This window comes from Escherichia sp. WS3063 (genome assembly GCF_046486595.1).
Taxonomy (GTDB): Bacteria; Pseudomonadota; Gammaproteobacteria; order Enterobacterales; family Enterobacteriaceae; genus Escherichia; species Escherichia coli.
On the sequence record NZ_JBJQKY010000011.1, the window covers coordinates 61,967 to 81,296 of the forward strand.

At 52.4% G+C, this 19,330-nt stretch carries 21 protein-coding genes; 5 read left to right on the plus strand and 16 right to left on the minus strand.

Going from position 1 to position 19,330, the window contains the following annotated elements:
- Positions 1–5 precede the first annotated feature (5 nt).
- The 11 genes from ACJHYW_RS12975 to pspA all read right to left on the minus strand — a co-directional run bounded on the left by ACJHYW_RS12975 (position 6) and on the right by pspA (position 8,750).
- Entirely contained in the window at positions 6–794 is a 789-nt protein-coding gene (locus ACJHYW_RS12975; protein WP_001361678.1) for a sugar phosphate isomerase/epimerase family protein, read from the minus strand.
- Between the two features lie 18 nt (positions 795–812).
- Positions 813–1,865, minus strand: coding sequence for a zinc-dependent alcohol dehydrogenase (locus ACJHYW_RS12980; protein WP_000737347.1), 1,053 nt, complete (start codon positions 1,863–1,865; stop codon positions 813–815).
- Positions 1,866–1,895: 30 nt separating this feature from the next.
- Entirely contained in the window at positions 1,896–2,738 is an 843-nt protein-coding gene (locus tag ACJHYW_RS12985; protein ID WP_000224650.1) for a carbohydrate ABC transporter permease, read from the minus strand.
- Positions 2,725–3,606 carry a carbohydrate ABC transporter permease gene (locus ACJHYW_RS12990; RefSeq protein WP_001080798.1) on the minus strand — a complete coding sequence of 294 codons (882 nt, stop codon included), beginning with the start codon at positions 3,604–3,606 and terminating at the stop codon, positions 2,725–2,727. The genes ACJHYW_RS12985 and ACJHYW_RS12990 overlap by 14 nt, the downstream gene beginning before the upstream one ends.
- 20 nt (positions 3,607–3,626) lie before the next feature.
- On the minus strand, positions 3,627–4,919 hold the full coding sequence (locus tag ACJHYW_RS12995) for an ABC transporter substrate-binding protein (protein WP_000597440.1): 1,293 nt from the start codon (positions 4,917–4,919) through the stop codon (positions 3,627–3,629).
- Positions 4,920–4,932: 13 nt separating this feature from the next.
- Entirely contained in the window at positions 4,933–6,612 is a 1,680-nt protein-coding gene (ycjM, locus tag ACJHYW_RS13000) for a glucosylglycerate phosphorylase (protein WP_061092959.1), read from the minus strand.
- 213 nt (positions 6,613–6,825) lie between these two features.
- Entirely contained in the window at positions 6,826–7,140 is a 315-nt protein-coding gene (gene pspE, locus ACJHYW_RS13005) for a thiosulfate sulfurtransferase PspE (RefSeq protein WP_000473109.1), read from the minus strand.
- A 74-nt stretch (positions 7,141–7,214) separates the two neighbouring features.
- Positions 7,215–7,436: a phage shock protein PspD gene (gene pspD / locus ACJHYW_RS13010; RefSeq protein ID WP_001295585.1), complete on the minus strand. Its 222-nt coding sequence runs from the start codon at positions 7,434–7,436 to the stop codon at positions 7,215–7,217.
- An 8-nt stretch (positions 7,437–7,444) separates the two neighbouring features.
- On the minus strand, positions 7,445–7,804 hold the full coding sequence (gene pspC / locus ACJHYW_RS13015; protein ID WP_000907387.1) for an envelope stress response membrane protein PspC: 360 nt from the start codon (positions 7,802–7,804) through the stop codon (positions 7,445–7,447).
- Positions 7,804–8,028 carry an envelope stress response membrane protein PspB gene (gene pspB, locus ACJHYW_RS13020; protein ID WP_001274963.1) on the minus strand — a complete coding sequence of 75 codons (225 nt, stop codon included), beginning with the start codon at positions 8,026–8,028 and terminating at the stop codon, positions 7,804–7,806. The genes pspC and pspB overlap by 1 nt, the downstream gene beginning before the upstream one ends.
- A 53-nt stretch (positions 8,029–8,081) precedes the next feature.
- Positions 8,082–8,750 (minus strand): phage shock protein PspA, encoded by a 669-nt coding sequence (gene pspA, locus ACJHYW_RS13025; protein ID WP_000511017.1) that lies wholly within the window; start codon positions 8,748–8,750, stop codon positions 8,082–8,084.
- Positions 8,751–8,916: 166 nt separating this feature from the next.
- On the opposite strand from pspA, the gene pspF reads away from it, so the two are divergent.
- Positions 8,917–9,894 carry a phage shock protein operon transcriptional activator gene (gene pspF / locus ACJHYW_RS13030; protein WP_001361677.1) on the plus strand — a complete coding sequence of 326 codons (978 nt, stop codon included), beginning with the start codon at positions 8,917–8,919 and terminating at the stop codon, positions 9,892–9,894.
- Positions 9,895–10,024: 130 nt separating this feature from the next.
- Here pspF and puuE read toward each other — a convergent pair whose 3' ends face one another.
- From puuE to puuD, 5 genes are all read right to left on the minus strand, one after another.
- The gene (puuE, locus tag ACJHYW_RS13035; protein WP_000069209.1) at positions 10,025–11,290 is read right to left on the minus strand and encodes a 4-aminobutyrate transaminase; all 1,266 of its coding nucleotides are present in this window, start codon (positions 11,288–11,290) and stop codon (positions 10,025–10,027) included.
- A 37-nt stretch (positions 11,291–11,327) separates the two neighbouring features.
- Complete coding sequence (gene puuB, locus ACJHYW_RS13040) at positions 11,328–12,608, minus strand: gamma-glutamylputrescine oxidase (protein WP_000134847.1); 1,281 nt, start codon at positions 12,606–12,608, stop codon at positions 11,328–11,330.
- Between the two features lies 1 nt (position 12,609).
- A complete protein-coding gene (gene puuC / locus ACJHYW_RS13045) occupies positions 12,610–14,097 on the minus strand; it encodes an aldehyde dehydrogenase PuuC (protein ID WP_001009131.1) in 1,488 nt (495 codons plus the stop codon).
- 149 nt (positions 14,098–14,246) lie between these two features.
- A complete protein-coding gene (gene puuR / locus ACJHYW_RS13050; RefSeq protein WP_001278727.1) occupies positions 14,247–14,804 on the minus strand; it encodes an HTH-type transcriptional regulator PuuR in 558 nt (185 codons plus the stop codon).
- Between the two features lie 26 nt (positions 14,805–14,830).
- Positions 14,831–15,595, minus strand: coding sequence for a gamma-glutamyl-gamma-aminobutyrate hydrolase (puuD, locus tag ACJHYW_RS13055; RefSeq protein ID WP_001307158.1), 765 nt, complete (start codon positions 15,593–15,595; stop codon positions 14,831–14,833).
- 211 nt (positions 15,596–15,806) lie between these two features.
- On the opposite strand from puuD, the gene puuA reads away from it, so the two are divergent.
- The 4 genes from puuA to ACJHYW_RS13075 all read left to right on the plus strand — a co-directional run bounded on the left by puuA (position 15,807) and on the right by ACJHYW_RS13075 (position 19,292).
- The gene (gene puuA / locus ACJHYW_RS13060; protein WP_001296746.1) at positions 15,807–17,225 is read left to right on the plus strand and encodes a glutamate-putrescine ligase; all 1,419 of its coding nucleotides are present in this window, start codon (positions 15,807–15,809) and stop codon (positions 17,223–17,225) included.
- 148 nt (positions 17,226–17,373) lie between these two features.
- Positions 17,374–17,538 carry a protein YmjE gene (locus ACJHYW_RS13065; protein WP_120795382.1) on the plus strand — a complete coding sequence of 55 codons (165 nt, stop codon included), beginning with the start codon at positions 17,374–17,376 and terminating at the stop codon, positions 17,536–17,538.
- On the plus strand, positions 17,528–18,913 hold the full coding sequence (puuP, locus tag ACJHYW_RS13070; RefSeq protein ID WP_001361676.1) for a putrescine/proton symporter PuuP: 1,386 nt from the start codon (positions 17,528–17,530) through the stop codon (positions 18,911–18,913). The genes ACJHYW_RS13065 and puuP overlap by 11 nt, the downstream gene beginning before the upstream one ends.
- A gap of 133 nt (positions 18,914–19,046) precedes the next feature.
- Positions 19,047–19,292, plus strand: a complete 246-nt coding sequence (locus ACJHYW_RS13075) for a YmjA family protein (protein WP_001015102.1) — start codon at positions 19,047–19,049, stop codon at positions 19,290–19,292.
- The last annotated feature ends 38 nt before the right edge of the window (positions 19,293–19,330 follow it).

Consider the following 19,330-nt stretch of genomic DNA (forward strand, 5'->3'; position numbering starts at 1 on the left):
ACCTCTTAGCAGGTACGCAACCAGGCCAAAGAATCACGGTACGCCTGGGCAGGATCTTCTGCCCGGATACGCCCTTCGTACACCACATAGCCCTGATAGTTATCCGCGCGCAGCTGTTCAAACAGCGCGTGGAAATCCAGGGTGCCGCTGCCCGGCTGGTAGCGATGGTTATCGGCAATATGCACATGACCGAGCAGGTCGCGGTTGTCATGCAGCGCCTGCGCCAGGTTATCTTCTTCGATATTCATGTGATAGAAATCGCCGATAATCTGTACATGTTTAAGATCGTTTTCGACGATGTAACGACGAGCATCGGCGAGGGTGTTGATCATGTGATCCTGATAGCGGTTTAACGGTTCGAGGTACACCACGGTTCCGGTACGTGCGGCCGCCTGTTCCAGTACGCACAGGGAATCACTCACCATTTTGCGGTCGCCGTCCAGGCTACGCGGCGAGGTCATCGGCGGTAAGCGGAAGGTAAACATGCCCCATGCAGCAGGAACGACGATACCTTTACCGCCCACTTCGGCCAGCGCTTCAAGAATGCGTTCGATCTGCTTTAAGCCATTAAGACGACGCTCTTCGATAAAGTCGCCAATCCAGCCGTCATAGCCGCCGCAGGCGGTGGTCACCGGTAAGCCGGTTTCTTTGATTGCCGCTTTGACTTCTTCGATATTGTTGACCAGCAGTTTGCCGTCAATCTCAAAACTATCGAAGCCCATCTCTTTGATATAACGAAATTTCTCCAGAATGTTTTCTGGAAAGAACGCCTGATTCTGTGTGCCGATTTTCATTTTTATCATTCCTTTGAATTAAAACGTGACGCCCATTTTGATGCTCTGTTCCGGATGCTGGTCGACATACTGCATGTAGCTTTCCGGGCTATTGGCAAAGGTCACCACCGGGTCGATTAAATCTTCGCAATTGAGATAACCGTTCATCAGCAATTCCCAGCAGGTTTCTTCAATACGCTTGCGGCTCCAGCGCGGATAATCCGGATTCGGTTCGCTGCACGCGCGAGAGAAGACAATTTTGGCGTTATTGAAATGCGCTTCGCGTCCGAGGTTAAAACCTTCGGCAAACGGTTTGGCAAACGCGACATACGAGATGGTGCCGCCGTAGGCCAGACCGCGGAGCGCCGATTGCAGCGCGTCGGCGTAGCCGCTGGTTTCGATAATCACATCGGCACCCTGCTTGCCGGTCAGCGTTTTGATCTCTTTGCCTACGTCAGTGCCAATGGGGTTAAGGCAGAAATCAGCACCGTGGCGACGGGCAATATCACAGCGATGGGCGATAGGATCGACGCCAATTACCACCGATGCGCCAGCGCGTTTCGCCAGTTGGATGGCAATTTGACCGATCGCGCCAAGCCCTACCACCACGACAAAATCCCCTACGCGTACGTTGGCATCGCGCACGCCGCTCATGGCAAACTGCGCCGGGTCGTAACAGACGGCGTTTTTCCAGGAGCTGCCTTGCGGCATTTTGCGCAGCTTGTAGTTATTCACTGCGTTAATGATGACCGTCTCGGAGAGCGGGCCGTAGCCGCATACGCTGTCGCCCACCGCGTAGTCGGTAACGTCGCTGCCGCACTCGATAATGTCGCCAACCACCATGTTGCCAAGCTGGAATTTGCCAAACTCAATGCCGCGCGGCGCATCTGCGGGACGCGGGGTGAACATCTGCCACTCGCCGTTAAAGTCTTCATCGATAAACGGGCTGGCGGCGCGGAAGTCGACCACTTCCGTTCCGTGTTTCGGTGCGCCGAAACGCACGCGGATCTTCACTTCATTGGCTAAAATCGCCCGATCTTCATACTCAACCAGCGCAGCAACGCGCGGTGCTGTGGCTACTAACTTTTTCATGTAAAACTCCTTGTAAAGAAACTGGCCGCTTTAGCCCTTCACGCCACCGGCGGTCAAACCACTCTTAATAAAACGTTCCGAAAGCGCATACATAATCACCACCGGCAATGCGGTCACCAGCGAGGCCGCCATCATGCGTCCCCAGATGTAATCAGGCGTACTGAACAGCGCGTTCAGGCCCACTGGTAAGGTGAAATTGCTGGCGCTGGAGAGGAAAATCGACGCAAACAGATAGTCGTTCCACGCCACCATAAAGCAGTAGACGAACACCGATATCAGCCCGGACATCGCCAACGGCACGGTGATACGGAAGATAATTTGCAGACGGTTGAGGCCATCCATCATCGCCGCTTCTTCGATCTCATCAGGGATGGTGTCGAAGTAACTTTTCAGCATAAACACGGCGGTGGGCAGAGTTTGCGTCACCATGGTAATGATCAGCGCCATCTCGGTGTCGTAAATGCCAAGCGCGGTGATGATTTTGAACAGCGGCACCACCAGCAAAATGCCGGAGAACATGTACACCGTGTAAAAGCTGGCGTTGATGGTCATCCGCCCTTTAAAGCGCAGGCGGGAAAGCGCGTAAGCCCCGAGAATGCCGAGAAATACTGCTATCACGGATGAAACTACCGACACCACCATGCTGTTACGGAAATAATCGACAAACGGGAAAATCACCGGGTTAAAAATGTCGACGTAATGCTCCAGCGTCCACTGCTGTGGCAGCAGCGTAGGATGCAGCGAGATCGCCTCTTTTGCGCTCTTGAACGAGGTCATCAGCATCACAAAAAACGGAAACAGCATGATGATGAGAAACAGCGCCAGCCCGCAGTAAAAACCGATGCGACTGAGTGTGCGTTTATTTGTTGCCATTGAGGTTCACCCGTTTCCTGGTCAGCAGAATGACAGCGAAAATAATGATGAAGAGCACCACCGAGATCGCCGCCGCTTTCCCTAGGTCATTAAAGGCAAAGGCGGTTTTGTAGAGATAGACACCGAGAATATCGACCTTGGTCGTCAGCAGATAAACATCCGCGAACATGTAGAACATCCAGATGGTGCGCAGCGTCACCACCGTCGCCAGGACCGGCATAATCGCGGGCAGCGTGACGATACGAAACCGTTGCCAGGCATTAGCGCCATCCATCTCTGCCGCTTCGTACAACGATTTATCAATGGTCTGCAAAATCGCCAGAAACGAGATAAAGGCATACGGGAAGTAGCGCCAGATGGCGAACAGCACCACCAGCACAAAGCTACTGCCCGGATTATCGAACCACAGCGGTGCCTGCTCATAGAGATGCAGAAGATCGACGCCGAGGTAGTTCACAATGCCGTAGCCGTTGTTGAACATGTATTTCCAGGCGAACACCAGCGAAATAGACGGCGTTACGTAGGAGAGGATCACCAGCGAACGCGCGGTTTTGCGCAGGCGGAACTCGCGGTTGAAAAACATCGCCACGGCCAGCCCGAGCACGGTGCTGCCCGCCACCACCAGTGTGGTATACCAGACCGTCATCCACAGCGAGTGCCAGAAGCCGGGATCGGAGAGAATACGCACATAGTTACTCACCCCAACAAAGGTTGACTCGATGTTGGGATTGAGCGGCAGACGTAAAAAACTGATTTCGATATTCGACACCATCGGCCACGCCACCAGACCGCCCAGCAGTAATAAGCTGGGCGCGAGAAGCAGCAGTGCAAAAGGCATATCGGAACGACCTGAAAAAAGCCTGTTCATTGCGGATTCCTGTCCTGGGTTTAGTGCTGTTCGATCAGTTCATCCAGCTTTTTCTGGCTCGCTTGCAGCGTGCCAGGGAGATCGGCTTTCCCCACGGTGACGTTATGCACCATTGAACTCACCACGCCAGACCCCGTCACATCGCCCATGCGGGTAAAGTTTTTATCCCCTACTGCGCCAAAGACCTGAATATTTGGCAGTTCGCTGATTAACTGATTTGGCAGCTCACCCAGCGCCTTGATCACGTCGTTGTCTTTCCAGGTGGCGGTAGTCACCACCGCTTTGTTCACCGGCAGCGCCGCGCCTGGCGACATCATCACCCAGTCGGCAATGTTGTCCGCCTGCTCCATAAAGGTGACAAATTTTTCAGCCGCTTCGGTCTCTTCAGTCTTTTGCCCGGCGGTAATGGTCAGCGAGGTCAACATGCCGTAGACCGCAGAGTTTTTCTCCGTTGGCACCACGAAACCGACGTTTTTCGGATCGCCTTCTTTAATCATAGCCGGAAGGATATAGGTGGAGTAAATCGCCATCGGCGCGGTGCCGTTCATAAAGGCATCTTTCACTTCCATGATGTCGTTAGAACCCGGCATGGTGTTGGCGGCAAGGTCGCGGTAATAGGTCAGCGCCTGCATCATCTCTGGGGTATCAAGGGTGATTTTGCCTTCTGCGTTAAAGACGTTGGCCTGGTTGGATAAGGCAAACTGGGAGAAGGATTGTTCCGTCAGCACACTTTCTGCCGTAGGCAGCGCAATGCCATATTTTTTATTCGCCGGGTCATTCAGTTTCTGCGCGACATCCAGCAATTGCTGCCAGTTTTTCGGCTCCTCCAGCCCGGCTTTTGCCAGCACATCTTTGCGATACCAGATACCGCCAATCCATGCGCTGACAGGAACACCGGTCCAGGCGCTACCATCTTCGGTGCGCACAATCCGCAGAACGCCGTCATAAAACGCGCCTTCACCGACATTACTGATGACCGTAGCAACCGCTTTGCGATCGATAAGCTGTTCTTTGTCCATCACTTTGGCGTAGTCATGGCTGGTTTCGATCACTTCCGGCAGCGAGCCGCTACGGGAAAGGGTAATGACTTTGGTGTTATAGGCATCTTCTTCCACCGGCACTTGTTTAACGGTGATGCCTGGGTTTTCTTTTTCAAAACGCGCAATTAACTGACTAATTATCGCCTGGCGTTCCTGTTCCACCGAAGAATGCATAAACTCGATGGAGACATTCGTTTTATTTTCTTCTTTACAACCTGAAATCAGGGCGCAGGAAACCAGTGCTGATAACAGCACGATTTTTGATTTAATCATGAGATGTTCCTTTTTATTTAATCCACATAACCTGCCAGGGGCGCAGCGTTATTTCATTACCCACTATATCAACTTCACTAATCAGATCCCGACCGTGCAGGTCAGTAATATTTATATGCTGAATATTTTCACTGACATTAAACAATCCTGTCAGACAATTACCATCCGCGTTGCTTCTTTGAATACACATTACGGATGAATTAACCGTGTCGATGGTAAAATCATTATCCGGATGAAACTCGTTATGACTTCGACGAATTTTAATTAGTCGCGACAATTCATGATATACCGCGTGCCTTAATGTATCTTCATCGTTCAGTTCTCGGGTTATCTCTTCGCTGTAATATTTTTTACGGTTAATCGCACGGTTATATCCCAGTTTTTCGACACCTGCGTAATCATTACGCGAGCCAAGAATACTTTGAATATATATCGCTGGCACACCGGGGAAACTTAACAAAATCGCATGGGCAAGGATAAACCTGGCGCAACGTTCTACATCGCTACTCTCGCGGCGGCTTAACGCATCCATATAGGTCACATTTATTTCATAGGGACTGCGCGTACCGTCGGGATTATTTTTCCAGTTTACTAATGCCCCTTCCTGCTGTAATGCCTCGACAAGCGCTAATATTTCGCTTTCGGGTAACAAGCCACGCAGTGGGTTCAGCCCGATGCCATCGTGAGAGGCGAGGAAGTTAAACCAGGTGGTGTTGCTGGAAGGTAGTGTCAGGTTTTGCGCCCACGCACAAAGCGCCTCAACGTTCTGTTTTTGCACCGCATGCAGCACCAGCGGCGGCAGCGAGAACTGGTACACCATATGCGCTTCGTCATCACCGTTGCCAAAGTAAGCAATGTTGTCTTTGTGCGGAACATTGGTCTCGGTAATGATCACTGTACCTGGTGCTACGTCATCAATAATCGACCGTAACAGTTTGATAATCAGATGTGTTTTTTCCAGATGGATGCAGCTTGTTCCCGGCTCTTTCCACATAAAGCCAACGGCATCCAGACGGACATATTCTGCGCCCTTTTCCAGGTAGCACAGCAATACATCCACCATCGCCAGTAACACTTCAGGGCTACGGTAATTCAGGTCAATTTGATCGTCACTAAAGGTGGTCCATAAATGGCGCGTTGAATGATCGCGCATCTGGAATGGCGTTAATAACGGTAACGCACGCGGGCGAGTGACGACGCTGAGATCGGTTTGCGGGTCAACGGCAATAAAAAAATCTTCAAAACCTGGCTGCTGTTGTAAATAGTTTTTAAACCATTCACTTTTTGCCGACATATGGTTGCAGACAAAATCAAACATTAAATGACTGCATTCACCGAGTTGCTGAATATCCTGCCACTCCCCCGCTTCACTAGCGACCTGTTGATAATCAATTACCGAAAAGCCATCATCAGATGACCATGGATAAAAAGGTAATAAATGAACATGTGAAAAAATGCTTTGCAGCCATTGAGGGTAAAACTGATTAAATGTGGGTAGTGGTTTTAAATCATTACTGTGAAATTGATCGGCATAGGTGATTAACACGACATCACTTTCATCCCAGTGTTTTTTACGTCGCAGTGTAATTAATCGTTTCGCACTCTCAAGACGCGTTACAAGTTTCTGTAAATGAGTTGCGGTAAATGTTCCACCGTAGATTTCGTCCAGGTAATCCGTAATTTTCTGTTTCATGTTGCCTTTCCGTGGTAGCGGTCCCATGAAACGAGAGACTACTCCGCAGAAAATAAACTGTCAATTGAGCACAAGGGTTTTAGTCACGCAGGAAATCATTTTTTACCAGGGAAAAAGCGTATTTGTGAGCTGACGCAAATAATCTATGGGGATGTAAATAAGGTGTGACAGAAAAAGTAAACGGCGCATAAGCGCCGCTTAGGGTGGATTCTTTTAACCTTTGACCTTCGGCATTGCGATGTCTTTCAGGCCGCCAGCGTTCTCAACGTGGGTATATCCCATCTCGCTAAGGATCTCTTTTGCCTGCCCTGACTGGCGTCCGGCATTGCAATACACTTTCACGGTGTCGTTTTTATCCGGAACGGCGGTGGCAATGCGCTCTTTCACTTCCTTCAGGGGAATATTGATGGCCCCCTGAACGTGCTCTTGCTGATACTGCTCAGGAACACGAACATCGATCCAGTGTTCAGCGGCGAAAACGGGCAGTGAAAACACCAGTGCCAGAGCAAGTAAGCCTTTTTTAAACATGTAAGCGTCCTTCTATGGATGAAAATTGCCATCCATTATACGCCTGAGATTTAACAATTTTTGCGAAATTCCCCTCACCTTTTATAACGCTGTGCCAGTTTATTGGCAGCCCGACTTAACAGCGGTTCCAGCGCCACAGCCAGCAACATTTTCAGCGGTCGGCGAGCAACTGATTTTATCGCCCAGCCCGCCACACCCGCCGGGCCATAGCGCAGTGCGGTAAGAAGTACCAGCTTGCCTGCTAATTTGAACCCAGGCTTCACCTTTTGCCCGGCCTGTTGCCAGCGAGTATTCATAACTTTCCTCACAGTTGACGGAAACGGCTACGTAACGTGAAAGTATCGGAAGTGACATAACGTTCCATCTCGCGTAAACGCGTTTCACTTGCCGCCAGTTCACGGTCGACTTCATCCAGCAATTCGCTGCTGGAAGGTAGCTGCTCACCAAAGGCCATGTTGTCCGGCATTGGATCAAGCGCAAATGACAAAATGATGTAAGCAACCAGGGTAAACAGCGCCAGACCGAAGAAAATCGACAGCACCACCAGGATACGCACCAGTTTTACTGGTACATCAAAATAGTTGGCAATCCCGGCGCAGACGCCACGGACCATGCCCTGCTGTGGAATACGCCATAATTTTTTATTGAGATTAATGCCCGCCATTAGCGATCCCTCCAGTTCGGATGTTCTGCATCAAGAATGGATTCCAGCGCCTGAATACGTTCGCGCATCCGTTTTGCTTCATCAGCCAGTTGCGCTAATCGCTGCTGCTCACTTTGCGACAATTCACTGCGACCAGAACGATTGCTGTAATGCAGCCATAACCAGATCGGTAAAACAAACAGCACAAAAATGGTTAACGGAATAGCCAGAAATAGCGCGCTCATAAGGACTCCTTAGACGATGAGCGGCGGCGCGTTCGGACGCCGCCTGGATGTTATTATTGATTGTCTTGCTTCATTTTGGCTTTTAATTGTGCCAGTTGCTCGCTGATTGCATCATCGGCTTTCAGTTCGGCAAACTGATCGTCCAGCGATTTTTGTTTACCGAAGCTGTGGCTTTCTGCTTCCGCTTCCATCTGGTCGATACGGCGTTCGAAAGATTCGAAACGAGCCATTGCTTCATCCAGTTTGCCACTGTCCAGCTGACGACGCACATCGCGCGACGAGTTTGCCGCCTGATGGCGTAACATCAATGCCTGCTGGCGAGCGCGTGTTTCGCTCAATTTGTTTTCCAGCTCGCCGATCTCTTTCTTCATACGCACCAGCGTATCGTCCACCAGCGTCACTTCATGTTCCAGGCTCTTAATCAGATCGGTCAGTTTCTGTTTTTCAATTAACGCCGCACGCGCCAGATCCTCTCTCTCTTTCAGCAGTGCCAGTTCCGCTTTTTCCTGCCATTCAATTTCACGAGCCGACGCTTGTTCAATACGGCGAGTCAGCTGTTTCTTTTCTGCCAGCGCACGCGCCGAAGTAGAACGTACTTCAACCAATGTATCTTCCATCTCCTGGATCATCAGACGCACCAGTTTCTGTGGATCTTCCGCTTTCTCTAACAGAGCGTTGATGTTGGCATTCACGATGTCGGCAAAGCGAGAAAAAATACCCATAATGTTGTCCTCTTGATTTCTGCGTTCAGGATTGTCCTGCTGAACTGTTAATACAATTTGCGTGCCAATTTTTTATCTTTTTGATTTATAAAGATCTGATTGAAGAATCAACAGCAACATGCCAGGATGAATTAGCGAATTACACTAACAAGTGGCGAATTTCATCATGGCAGAATACAAAGATAATTTACTCGGTGAGGCGAACAGCTTTCTCGAAGTGCTGGAACAGGTTTCGCATCTCGCACCGCTGGACAAACCGGTGCTCATCATCGGCGAGCGCGGCACAGGTAAAGAGCTGATTGCCAGCCGTCTGCATTATCTCTCCTCCCGCTGGCAAGGGCCGTTTATTTCCCTTAACTGCGCGGCGTTAAATGAAAATCTGCTGGATTCCGAACTGTTTGGTCACGAAGCGGGCGCGTTTACCGGTGCGCAAAAACGTCATCCTGGGAGATTTGAACGTGCCGACGGCGGTACGCTATTTCTTGATGAACTCGCTACGGCACCGATGATGGTGCAGGAAAAATTATTGCGTGTGATTGAGTACGGTGAACTGGAGCGCGTTGGCGGTAGCCAGCCATTGCAGGTGAATGTGCGGTTGGTATGCGCGACGAATGCCGATCTCCCGGCGATGGTCAATGAAGGCACTTTTCGCGCTGACCTGCTCGACCGGCTGGCTTTTGATGTTGTGCAACTGCCACCACTGCGCGAGCGCGAAAGCGACATTATGTTGATGGCAGAACACTTTGCCATCCAGATGTGTCGGGAAATCAAGCTGCCTCTGTTCCCGGGTTTTACCGAGCACGCCAGAGAAACATTGCTGAATTATCGCTGGCCGGGAAATATTCGTGAATTGAAAAACGTGGTGGAACGTTCAGTGTATCGCCACGGCACCAGCGATTATCCGCTTGATGACATCATTATTGATCCCTTTAAACGGCGTCCGCCTGAAGACGCTATCGCCGTTTCAGAAACCACCTCGCTTCCAACACTGCCGCTGGATTTACGTGAGTTTCAGATGCAGCAGGAAAAAGAGTTGCTGCAACTCAGTTTGCAACAAGGGAAATATAACCAGAAGCGCGCGGCTGAATTACTGGGGTTAACCTATCATCAGTTCCGCGCGTTGTTGAAAAAGCACCAGATTTAGCGAAGTTGGGCAATACAACTTGCCGGATGCGGCGTGAACGCCTTATCCGGCATACATAATCAATACGTCGTTTGCAGGCCTGATAAGCGCAGCGTATCAGACATTATTGCGTTGACCCTGCTTCTGCGTATTAATCTTTCAGCGCATCCTGCAAAATTTTCATTGCCGCATCGAATTGCGCATCCGGGATGGTCAGCGGATACAGGAAACGAATCACGTTGCCGTATGCGCCACAGGTCAGCAGAAGCAGCCCCTGCGCCAGCGCGCGTTGCTGGATTTTCTGTGCAATCGCCGCTGACGGCTCGCCCGTTTGCGGATCGTTAAACTCTGCCGCAATCATAGACCCCAGACCGCGTACCGCCGCGATGGCCGGAACGCTTTCTTTGGCATCAATCAACGTGTTTGTCAGGCGCTGGCCCAGTTGATTCGCGCGTTCACAGAGTGATTCTTTGTCGATAATATTGAGCACAGCGTGCGCGGCAGCCACCGCCAGCGGGTTCCCGGCGTAAGTACCACCCAACCCGCCCGGCGCGGGCGCGTCCATAATATTCGCGTTACCGACCACGCCCGAAAGCGGCATGCCGCCCGCGAGGCTTTTCGCCATCGTCATTAAGTCCGGCTTATCGGCGTAGTGATCCATGGCAAACAGTTTACCGGTACGCGCAAAGCCGCTTTGCACTTCATCGGCAATCATCACAATGCCGTGCTCGTCGCACAGGCGGCGAATGGCGGCAACCAGCTCTTTTGGTGCAACGTTGAAGCCGCCTTCGCCCTGCACCGGTTCGAAAATAATCGCCGCCACCTGCTTCGCTTCAATGTCAGATTTAAACAAGCGTTCGATGGCGTCGAGAGAGTCCTGCGTTGAAACGCCATGTAAATCTGACGGATAAGGTACGTGATATACCGAACCGGGGAACGGGCCGAAGCCGATTTTGTACGGCGCGACCTTTCCGGTCAGCGCCATGGTCATATATGTACGACCGTGGAAGCCGCCGCTAAACGCAATCACGCCAGGGCGTCCGGTATGGGCGCGGGCGATTTTCACCGCGTTCTCCACCGCTTCCGCACCGGTGGTGAAGAACGCAGTTTTAGCCTGCCCGCTCACCGGGGCAAGGGCGTTGATTTTCTCCGCCAGGGTGACGTAGCTTTCGTACGGCACAATCTGATACGCCGTGTGGGTAAACTGTTGCAATTGCTGCTCCACCGCCGCGACCAGATCAGGGTGGCGATGCCCGGTATTCAGCACCGCAATGCCTGCGGCGAAATCGATGTATTCGTTGCCCTCTACGTCCTTCAGCATGGCGTTTTCTGCCGACTGGGCGAAGAAGTTACACATCACGCCAACCCCGCGAGGGGTAGCAGAAAGACGACGCTGATGGAATTCATTGTTGCTCATGTTTCACACCTTTTGACTCTTCACTGTTAATCGGAAATTAAACGCCCAGACGATCGCGCAGGCTGTAATAAGCCGCGCCCATCGCGGTAAATGGCACGCGCAGCGTGCGCCCGCCGGGGAACGGGTAATGCGGCAGATTGGCGAAGGCGTCGAAGCGTTCGGCGTCACCGCGCAGCAGTTCAGCAATCAAACGCCCGGCAAGATGGGTACAGGTGACGCCGTGGCCGCTGTAACCCTGCATGTAATAGATGTTGGTATCAAGGCGACCGAACTGCGGCATGCGTGACAGGGTCAGCAGGAAGTTGCCCGTCCAGCGGTAATCAATTTTCACGCCCTTCAGCTGCGGGAAGGTTTTCAGCAGTTTCGGCACCACAAGGCGCTCAACATCGTCCGGGTCGCGTGCGCCGTAGGCCACGCCGCCGCCGTACAGCAGGCGGTTATCGGCAGTCAGGCGGTAGTAATCAAGAAGATAGTTACAGTCTTCCACACAGTAGTTTTTCGGGATCAGCGAACGGGCTAAATCTTCCGACAGCCGTTCGGTGGTGATCACCTGCGTGCCGCACGGCATGCTGCGTTTCGCTAGTTCCGGCTCTACTTTATCGCCCAGATACGCATTCCCGGCGACAATCACATATTTCGCCGTCACCTGACCATTGGCAGTCCGCACCACGGCTGGCGTGGTGTGCTGGATCTGCGTCACGGCGGAAAGCTCATACACGCGCCCTCCGTTCAGGCGGATGGCATCGGCTTCACCAATGGCGAGGTTTAGCGGGTGAATATGCCCACCGCTGTGATCCAGCAGCGCACCAGTGTAGCGATCGCTGGCGACCTCGCGGCGAATAGCGTTGGCGTCCAGCAGCTCCAGCTGTTTATTGCCGTAGCGTTCCCAGTTCTCTTTCTGCTCTTCGAGTGTGGCGAGCTGTTTATCATTCATCGCCACAAACAGGCCGCCGGGGCGGTAGTCGCAGTCAATCTGATAACGTTTGATACGTTCGCGGATGATCTCTCCGCCTTCAAACATCATGCTGCCGAGCATACGGGCGGTGTCCATGCCGTAGCTTTTTTCGATCACGTCGATGTCGCGGCTGTAGGAGTTCACAAGCTGCCCGCCATTGCGTCCGCTTGCGCCGAAGCCGATGCGTGAGGCTTCGAGAACCACTACATCAAAGCCCGCTTCCGCCAGATGCAGCGCGGAGGAAAGCCCGGTATAGCCGCCGCCGACCACGCAAACATCGCAGGAAATCGACTCATTCAGCGTGTCGAATGGTGCGTATTTATTCGCACTGGCGGCGTAATAACTGCTGGTATGTTCGGTCATTTCAGGCCTCCAGGCTTATCCAGATAGTTTTCAGTTCGGTGAATTTTTCAAGGGCGTGCAGGGATTTGTCGCGCCCGTTGCCGCTCTGCTTATAGCCGCCAAACGGCACGGTCATATCGCCGTCGTTGTAGTTATTGACGAAGACGGAGCCGGCTTTCAGGCGGCGACTCATGCGGTGCGCGCGGGAGAGGTCGCGCGTCCATACCGCCGCGCCAAGTCCGTACTGGCTGTCGTTGGCAAGCTGTAGCGCCTGTTCTTCTGATGTGAAACGCGTGACCACCAGCACCGGACCGAAAATCTCTTCGCGGCTTAAGGACGCATTCGGGTCTACCTCCACAAAGATGGTCGGGCCGATGGCGGCAGCCAGCTCGGCGTTACGGCCATCCAGCAGCAGTTGCCCTTTGCTTTCGCCTTCCCGAATAAAGCTATGGACCGAGTCGGCGTGGGCGCAGTCGATTAAGGTGCCCATGGTGGTTGCGGGATCAAGTGGATGGCCCGGCTGCCAGTTTTGCGCCTGCTGTTTTAACAGGGCTAAGAATTCATCGGCGATGCTCTCTTCCAGCAACAGGCGCGTTCCGGCGATACACACCTGCCCCTGGTTGTAGAAGATGCCTGCTGCGGTGGCGCTTGCTGCCTGTTGTAAATCCGGGCAGTCGGCGAAAACGATGTTGGCGCTTTTGCCGCCCGCCTCCAGCCAGACACGTTTCATGTTGCTGTCGCCCGCGTCCTTCAGCAGCTGTTTCCCGGTGCGGGTTGAGCCAGTAAAGGCAATGGCATCGATATCGTTATGGCGCGAAAGCGCCTGCCCGGCTTCATGACCAAAACCCGTCACCACGTTCAACACACCATCCGGCAGCCCCGCTTCTTTCGCCAGCCCCGCGAGACGAATCGCACTGAGCGGTGATTTTTCAGACGGTTTTAGAATCACGCTGTTTCCCGCCGCCAGCGCCGGGCCGAGTTTCCAGCAAGTCAGCAGCAGCGGGAAGTTCCACGGCACGATGGCGGCAATCACGCCGACCGGTTCACGCACGATCATCGCCAGCTCATGGCTACTGGTGGTCGCCACTTCGCCATACACTTTGTCGATCGCTTCGGCGTACCAGCGAATGGCGCGCGCCGCGCCGGGAATATCATCACGCAGGCTGTGACGAATCGGTTTGCCGGTGTCGAGCGTTTCCAGCAGTGCCAGCTCTTCGGCGTTGGCTTCCATTAAATCGGCGAGTTTATTCAGTACCGCTTTACGTTTAGCCGGAGAAGAGAGTGACCAGTCGCCGCGTTCAAATACGCCGCGTGCTGCGCTCACCGCACGGTCGATATCGACGCTCTTGCCGCGGGCAATTTTCGCCAGCGGTGCCTGGGTGACCGGATCAACGGTTTCAAAGGTTTCATTTTCCGCAGCTGCAGAATATTCACCGTTAATAAATAAGCGGGTTTCAATGGCGAGACTTAACGCTTTATCCTGCCAGTAAGCCAGATGATGAAAATTCATTATGACTCCTGTTTCACGTCTATCAGATATATGCAGTTTGTGAACGTCAGGGCGCAGAGATCCCCGGGCCGTATGCCCGTTTATTTCTGGCGACATTCTTTATGGATTGCCGGGCGCATTGCGCTTACCCGGCTTACAGAACAAAAAGATTAAAACGTGGTGGGCGTATGGGCGCTGATAATTCGGCAAATACCTGCCGACGTATTACTGAAACTGTGCGGGATGCCGGTATTAATGGCATAACTTTGCCCCGCGACGAGATGATAATCCTGACCATTAATGGTCAGAACAATTTCACCTTCCAGTACAGTGCCTATTTCCTCACCCTGATGCTTAATTCTTTCCCCAGTGGTTGTGCCCGGCTGGTAAGTTTCAAAGATCATCGCCAGCGTGCGATTCGGGTTACCGTTATGAACCAGCTTCATTGACACACCCTGACTGCCCATCTCAATTAAGTCGTCCTGATTAATGACGACCTGCGGCTCATCAGGTTTTTCCGGCTCGGAAAAGAATTCCGAGAGTGACAGACCATACACCTTCAGCAGCTTTTGCAGCGTACTGATGGCAGGGCTGACTTTATCTTGTTCTATCGTACTGATAGCACTGTGAGTCAGCCCGGAGAGTTCGGCGGCACGACGTTGTGAAAGCCCCTGCTGCTGGCGGATTTCCGACAAGCGTTTTCCTGGCGCCAGTCCCTCATCACTCATATTTGCATTTCCTTAAACTGTAGTGGTCAGAGTCGCTGTTTTTCAGCGATATGGTGCTGACAAGCGGTGATAAAGCCCTCGAACAATATACGCGAAAGCGCGTACTCGCTACTGTTCCATTCCGGGTGCCACTGTACGCCCAGCGCAAAAGGATGATTGATGACGCTAACCGCCTCAACTAAGCCATCCGGCGAGCGAGCTTCAACACGCAACCGTGGGCTAACGACCTTCGCCCCTTGTCCATGCAGAGAGTTTACCCAAAAGTTGCTACATTCAGGTAACAACGCAGACAGCAATCCCCCCTCTTCAACCTGAACTTCATGCGACGGTGCATATTGCTGCTCCACCGGCAGTTCGGGATCTTCCCGATGTTCCAGCAATTCAGGCTGTTCGCACAGCTTGCGATGCAACGAACCACCGGTTGCCACCACCAGTTCCTGTAAACCCCGGCAGATGGCGAAAATGGGGATGCGCCTTTCGAGTGCGGCATTAATTAACGCCATGCTCAGAAGATCACGCCCGGGATCGGCGTCAGGCTCATCGCCGTTTTCACCATATAGGTGCGGCTGCACATTGCTGGGACTACCAGGAAGATAAATACCATCGAGTTTCGGCAAAAGTTGTTCAAGTAACGACGGTTCCGCCAGCGCATGTGGTAGCGCTATTGGCAAACCGCCTGCGTGGATGATGGCATTCAGGTACTTTTCTTGCAGAGTCTGGGTCGCATGACCCTTAAGCCTGTTCCTGCACATTACGACACCGATAACCGGATTGTTCATTATATTTTCCATGCTCAATCTCACAAAGTGGACTAAATTATCGCCATTACTGCGCTTTAAATGACCTTTATGTTCAATATTTTTTCAATCTAGCAGCGTGTTTTCATTTTTGCAAACTCAATTTAACATTTGACAAACATTTAGTTTGCATACAGATTCGAATGGTGGTCATTATATTTTACGCTTTGATAACGAGCGGAAAACAAACCAAAGGCGAAGAATCATGGAAACCAATATCGTTGAAGTAGAGAACTTTGTTCAGCAGTCAGAAGAGAGGCGGGGTAGCGCCTTTACGCAGGAAGTGAAACGCTACCTGGAGCGCTACCCGAATACGCAATATGTTGATGTTTTACTTACCGATTTGAATGGTTGCTTCCGTGGAAAACGTATTCCTGTTTCAAGCCTGAAGAAGCTCGAGAAAGGGTGTTATTTCCCGGCCTCGGTGTTTGCAATGGATATTCTGGGCAACGTAGTAGAAGAAGCGGGCCTGGGTCAGGAAATGGGCGAGCCGGATCGTACCTGTGTTCCTGTTCTCGGTTCCTTAACCCCTTCTGCCGCCGATCCAGAGTTTATCGGTCAGATGCTCCTGACCATGGTCGATGAAGATGGCGCTCCCTTTGACGTTGAGCCGCGGAACGTTCTTAACCGCCTGTGGCAGCAGCTGCGCCAGCGCGGATTGTTCCCGGTCGTAGCGGTAGAGCTGGAGTTCTATTTACTGGATCGCCAGCGCGACGCTGAAGGGTATCTGCAACCGCCCTGCGCGCCCGGCACCGATGACCGCAATACACAAAGCCAGGTTTACTCCGTTGATAATCTCAACCACTTCGCCGACGTGCTCAATGATATTGATGAACTGGCGCAGTTACAGCTGATTCCGGCAGATGGCGCGGTCGCTGAGGCCTCGCCGGGTCAGTTTGAAATCAATCTTTACCATACCGATAACGTGCTGGAAGCTTGCGATGATGCGCTGGCACTAAAACGCCTGGTGCGTCTGATGGCAGAAAAGCATAAGATGCACGCCACTTTTATGGCGAAGCCGTATGAAGAGCACGCGGGCAGCGGGATGCATATCCATATCAGTATGCAAAATAACCGTGGCGAGAACGTGCTTTCTGACGCGGAAGGCGAAGATTCGCCGCTGCTGAAAAAGATGCTTGCCGGGATGATTGACCTGATGCCGTCATCAATGGCGTTGCTGGCACCAAACGTGAACTCGTATCGCCGCTTCCAGCCGGGGATGTATGTACCGACGCAGGCGTCGTGGGGCCATAACAACCGCACCGTCGCCCTGCGTATTCCCTGCGGCGATCGCCATAATCACCGCGTGGAATATCGCGTGGCGGGTGCCGATGCCAACCCGTATCTGGTGATGGCGGCGATTTTTGCCGGTATTTTGCATGGCCTTGATAACGAACTGCCATTACAGGAAGAAGTCGAAGGTAACGGGCTGGAACAGGAAGGCTTACCCTTCCCGATTCGCCAGAGCGATGCCCTGGGTGAGTTTATCGAGAATGATCACCTGCGCCGCTATTTAGGCGAACGCTTCTGCCATGTCTATCACGCCTGTAAAAATGATGAGCTGTTGCAGTTTGAGCGCCTCATCACAGAAACAGAAATTGAGTGGATGTTGAAAAACGCGTAATACCCCTTGCGGGGTTGTTTCATCGGCCTGAGCGGAGCCAGGCCTGACATTTGCTGGTAATCCAGACATTTCCCGGATGTCGCGTTATGGAGCGCAGGCGGCAACGGGCTTCCGTTAACGATTAAGACTGTGACGAGGAAATGAGATGATGCCGATGATTAAATCCCCGCATGGCGAGGGAGGCTGCGTATGCGCCCCTCCTGCGACTGACTGGACTCCGCCCCCTCTGCTTCCCTTGCTAAACAGGTTTGATTTCAGGTCGACACGACCGCAAACCTTATTACGCAGGGGAGGCAGCAATTATGGCTATTAATTCACCACTGACTATTGCTGCGCAACCTGGCAAAACCCGTCTGCGAAAATCACTGAAATTGTGGCAGGTGGTGATGATGGGTCTGGCCTATCTCACGCCGATGACCGTATTTGATACTTTTGGTATTGTCTCCGGCATTAGCGACGGTCACGTTCCGGCGTCCTATTTGCTGGCGCTGGCGGGCGTGCTGTTTACCGCTATCAGCTACGGCAAACTGGTTCGCCAGTTTCCGGAAGCCGGTTCGGCCTATACCTACGCGCAAAAGTCGATTAACCCGCACGTCGGATTTATGGTCGGCTGGTCATCGCTGCTGGATTATCTCTTTTTGCCGATGATCAACGTCTTGTTGGCGAAAATCTATCTCTCCGCCCTCTTCCCGGAAGTGCCGCCGTGGGTGTGGGTGGTAACCTTCGTCGCCATTTTAACCGCCGCGAATCTGAAGAGCGTCAACCTGGTTGCTAACTTCAATACCCTGTTTGTACTGGTGCAAATCTCCATCATGGTGGTGTTTATCTTCCTGGTGGTTCAGGGACTGCATAAAGGAGAAGGCGTTGGCACCGTCTGGTCACTTCAGCCGTTTATCAGCGAGAACGCGCACCTGATCCCGATTATTACCGGGGCTACGATTGTCTGTTTCTCGTTCCTCGGTTTCGATGCGGTGACCACGCTTTCAGAAGAGACGCCGGACGCCGCACGCGTGATCCCGAAAGCCATCTTCCTGACGGCAGTCTACGGTGGCGTTATCTTTATCGCTGCGTCGTTCTTTATGCAGCTGTTCTTTCCCGATATCAGCCGCTTTAAAGACCCGGACGCCGCACTGCCTGAGATTGCGCTGTACGTCGGCGGCAAGCTCTTCCAGTCGATTTTCCTCTGTACCACGTTTGTGAACACGTTAGCGTCTGGCCTGGCGTCGCATGCCAGCGTGTCGCGTCTGCTGTATGTGATGGGGCGTGACAATGTGTTTCCGGAGCGCGTGTTTGGCTATGTGCACCCGAAATGGCGCACGCCAGCGTTGAACGTCATTATGGTCGGGATTGTCGCGTTGTCGGCGCTGTTCTTCGATTTAGTTACCGCCACAGCATTGATTAACTTCGGTGCTCTGGTGGCATTTACCTTCGTAAATCTGTCGGTGTTTAATCATTTCTGGCGGCGTAAAGGAATGAATAAAAGCTGGAAGGATCACTTCCACTATTTGCTGATGCCGTTGGTTGGCGCGCTGACGGTGGGTGTGCTGTGGGTTAACCTCGAGTCAACGTCACTGACACTCGGTCTGGTATGGGCTTCGTTAGGCGGCGCATATTTGTGGTATCTGATCCGCCGCTATCGCAAAGTGCCGTTGTATGATGGTGACAGAACGCCGGTGAGCGAAACGTAATAGTCGGATGCGCGGCGCATTATCCTGCCTGAGGGTAATGCACCGCGCCATTAACTATAAAAAGATGTATGACCCGGATCACGAGTGCTATCATCCGCCCTTATGCTTAGCGCATTAACCCCAGGGGCAAATAATGAACCACGATATCCCGCTAAAATATTTTGATATTGCCGATGAGTACGCGACCGAATGCGCAGAGCCTGTCGCCGACGCTGAACGCACACCGCTGGCCCTCTACTTCCAGTTACTGCTCACCCGTTTGATGAACAATGAAGAAATCAGCGAAGAAGCCCAACATGAAATGGCTGCTGAAGCGGGGATTAATCCCGTACGCATTGATGAGATCGCAGAGTTTTTGAATCAATGGGGTAATGAGTAATTATTTCATTGCAGACGATCGGTCAGTATCGTTGTCCG

Coding starts and splice junctions, on each gene's coding strand:
- ACJHYW_RS13075 (WP_001015102.1), top strand. CDS start 19,047: ATGAACCACGATATCCCGCTAAAATATTTTGATATTGCCGATGAGTAC.
- puuP (WP_001361676.1), top strand. CDS start 17,528: ATGGCTATTAATTCACCACTGACTATTGCTGCGCAACCTGGCAAAACC.
- ACJHYW_RS12985 (WP_000224650.1), bottom strand. CDS start 2,738: ATGGCAACAAATAAACGCACACTCAGTCGCATCGGTTTTTACTGCGGG.
- puuD (WP_001307158.1), bottom strand. CDS start 15,595: ATGGAAAATATAATGAACAATCCGGTTATCGGTGTCGTAATGTGCAGG.
- puuB (WP_000134847.1), bottom strand. CDS start 12,608: ATGACCGAACATACCAGCAGTTATTACGCCGCCAGTGCGAATAAATAC.
- pspB (WP_001274963.1), bottom strand. CDS start 8,028: ATGAGCGCGCTATTTCTGGCTATTCCGTTAACCATTTTTGTGCTGTTT.
- pspD (WP_001295585.1), bottom strand. CDS start 7,436: ATGAATACTCGCTGGCAACAGGCCGGGCAAAAGGTGAAGCCTGGGTTC.
- ACJHYW_RS12980 (WP_000737347.1), bottom strand. CDS start 1,865: ATGAAAAAGTTAGTAGCCACAGCACCGCGCGTTGCTGCGCTGGTTGAG.
- puuC (WP_001009131.1), bottom strand. CDS start 14,097: ATGAATTTTCATCATCTGGCTTACTGGCAGGATAAAGCGTTAAGTCTC.
- ACJHYW_RS13065 (WP_120795382.1), top strand. CDS start 17,374: ATGCCGATGATTAAATCCCCGCATGGCGAGGGAGGCTGCGTATGCGCC.
- pspC (WP_000907387.1), bottom strand. CDS start 7,804: ATGGCGGGCATTAATCTCAATAAAAAATTATGGCGTATTCCACAGCAG.
- ACJHYW_RS12990 (WP_001080798.1), bottom strand. CDS start 3,606: ATGAACAGGCTTTTTTCAGGTCGTTCCGATATGCCTTTTGCACTGCTG.
- puuR (WP_001278727.1), bottom strand. CDS start 14,804: ATGAGTGATGAGGGACTGGCGCCAGGAAAACGCTTGTCGGAAATCCGC.
- pspE (WP_000473109.1), bottom strand. CDS start 7,140: ATGTTTAAAAAAGGCTTACTTGCTCTGGCACTGGTGTTTTCACTGCCC.
- pspA (WP_000511017.1), bottom strand. CDS start 8,750: ATGGGTATTTTTTCTCGCTTTGCCGACATCGTGAATGCCAACATCAAC.
- puuE (WP_000069209.1), bottom strand. CDS start 11,290: ATGAGCAACAATGAATTCCATCAGCGTCGTCTTTCTGCTACCCCTCGC.
- ACJHYW_RS12975 (WP_001361678.1), bottom strand. CDS start 794: ATGAAAATCGGCACACAGAATCAGGCGTTCTTTCCAGAAAACATTCTG.
- pspF (WP_001361677.1), top strand. CDS start 8,917: ATGGCAGAATACAAAGATAATTTACTCGGTGAGGCGAACAGCTTTCTC.
- ycjM (WP_061092959.1), bottom strand. CDS start 6,612: ATGAAACAGAAAATTACGGATTACCTGGACGAAATCTACGGTGGAACA.
- ACJHYW_RS12995 (WP_000597440.1), bottom strand. CDS start 4,919: ATGATTAAATCAAAAATCGTGCTGTTATCAGCACTGGTTTCCTGCGCC.
- puuA (WP_001296746.1), top strand. CDS start 15,807: ATGGAAACCAATATCGTTGAAGTAGAGAACTTTGTTCAGCAGTCAGAA.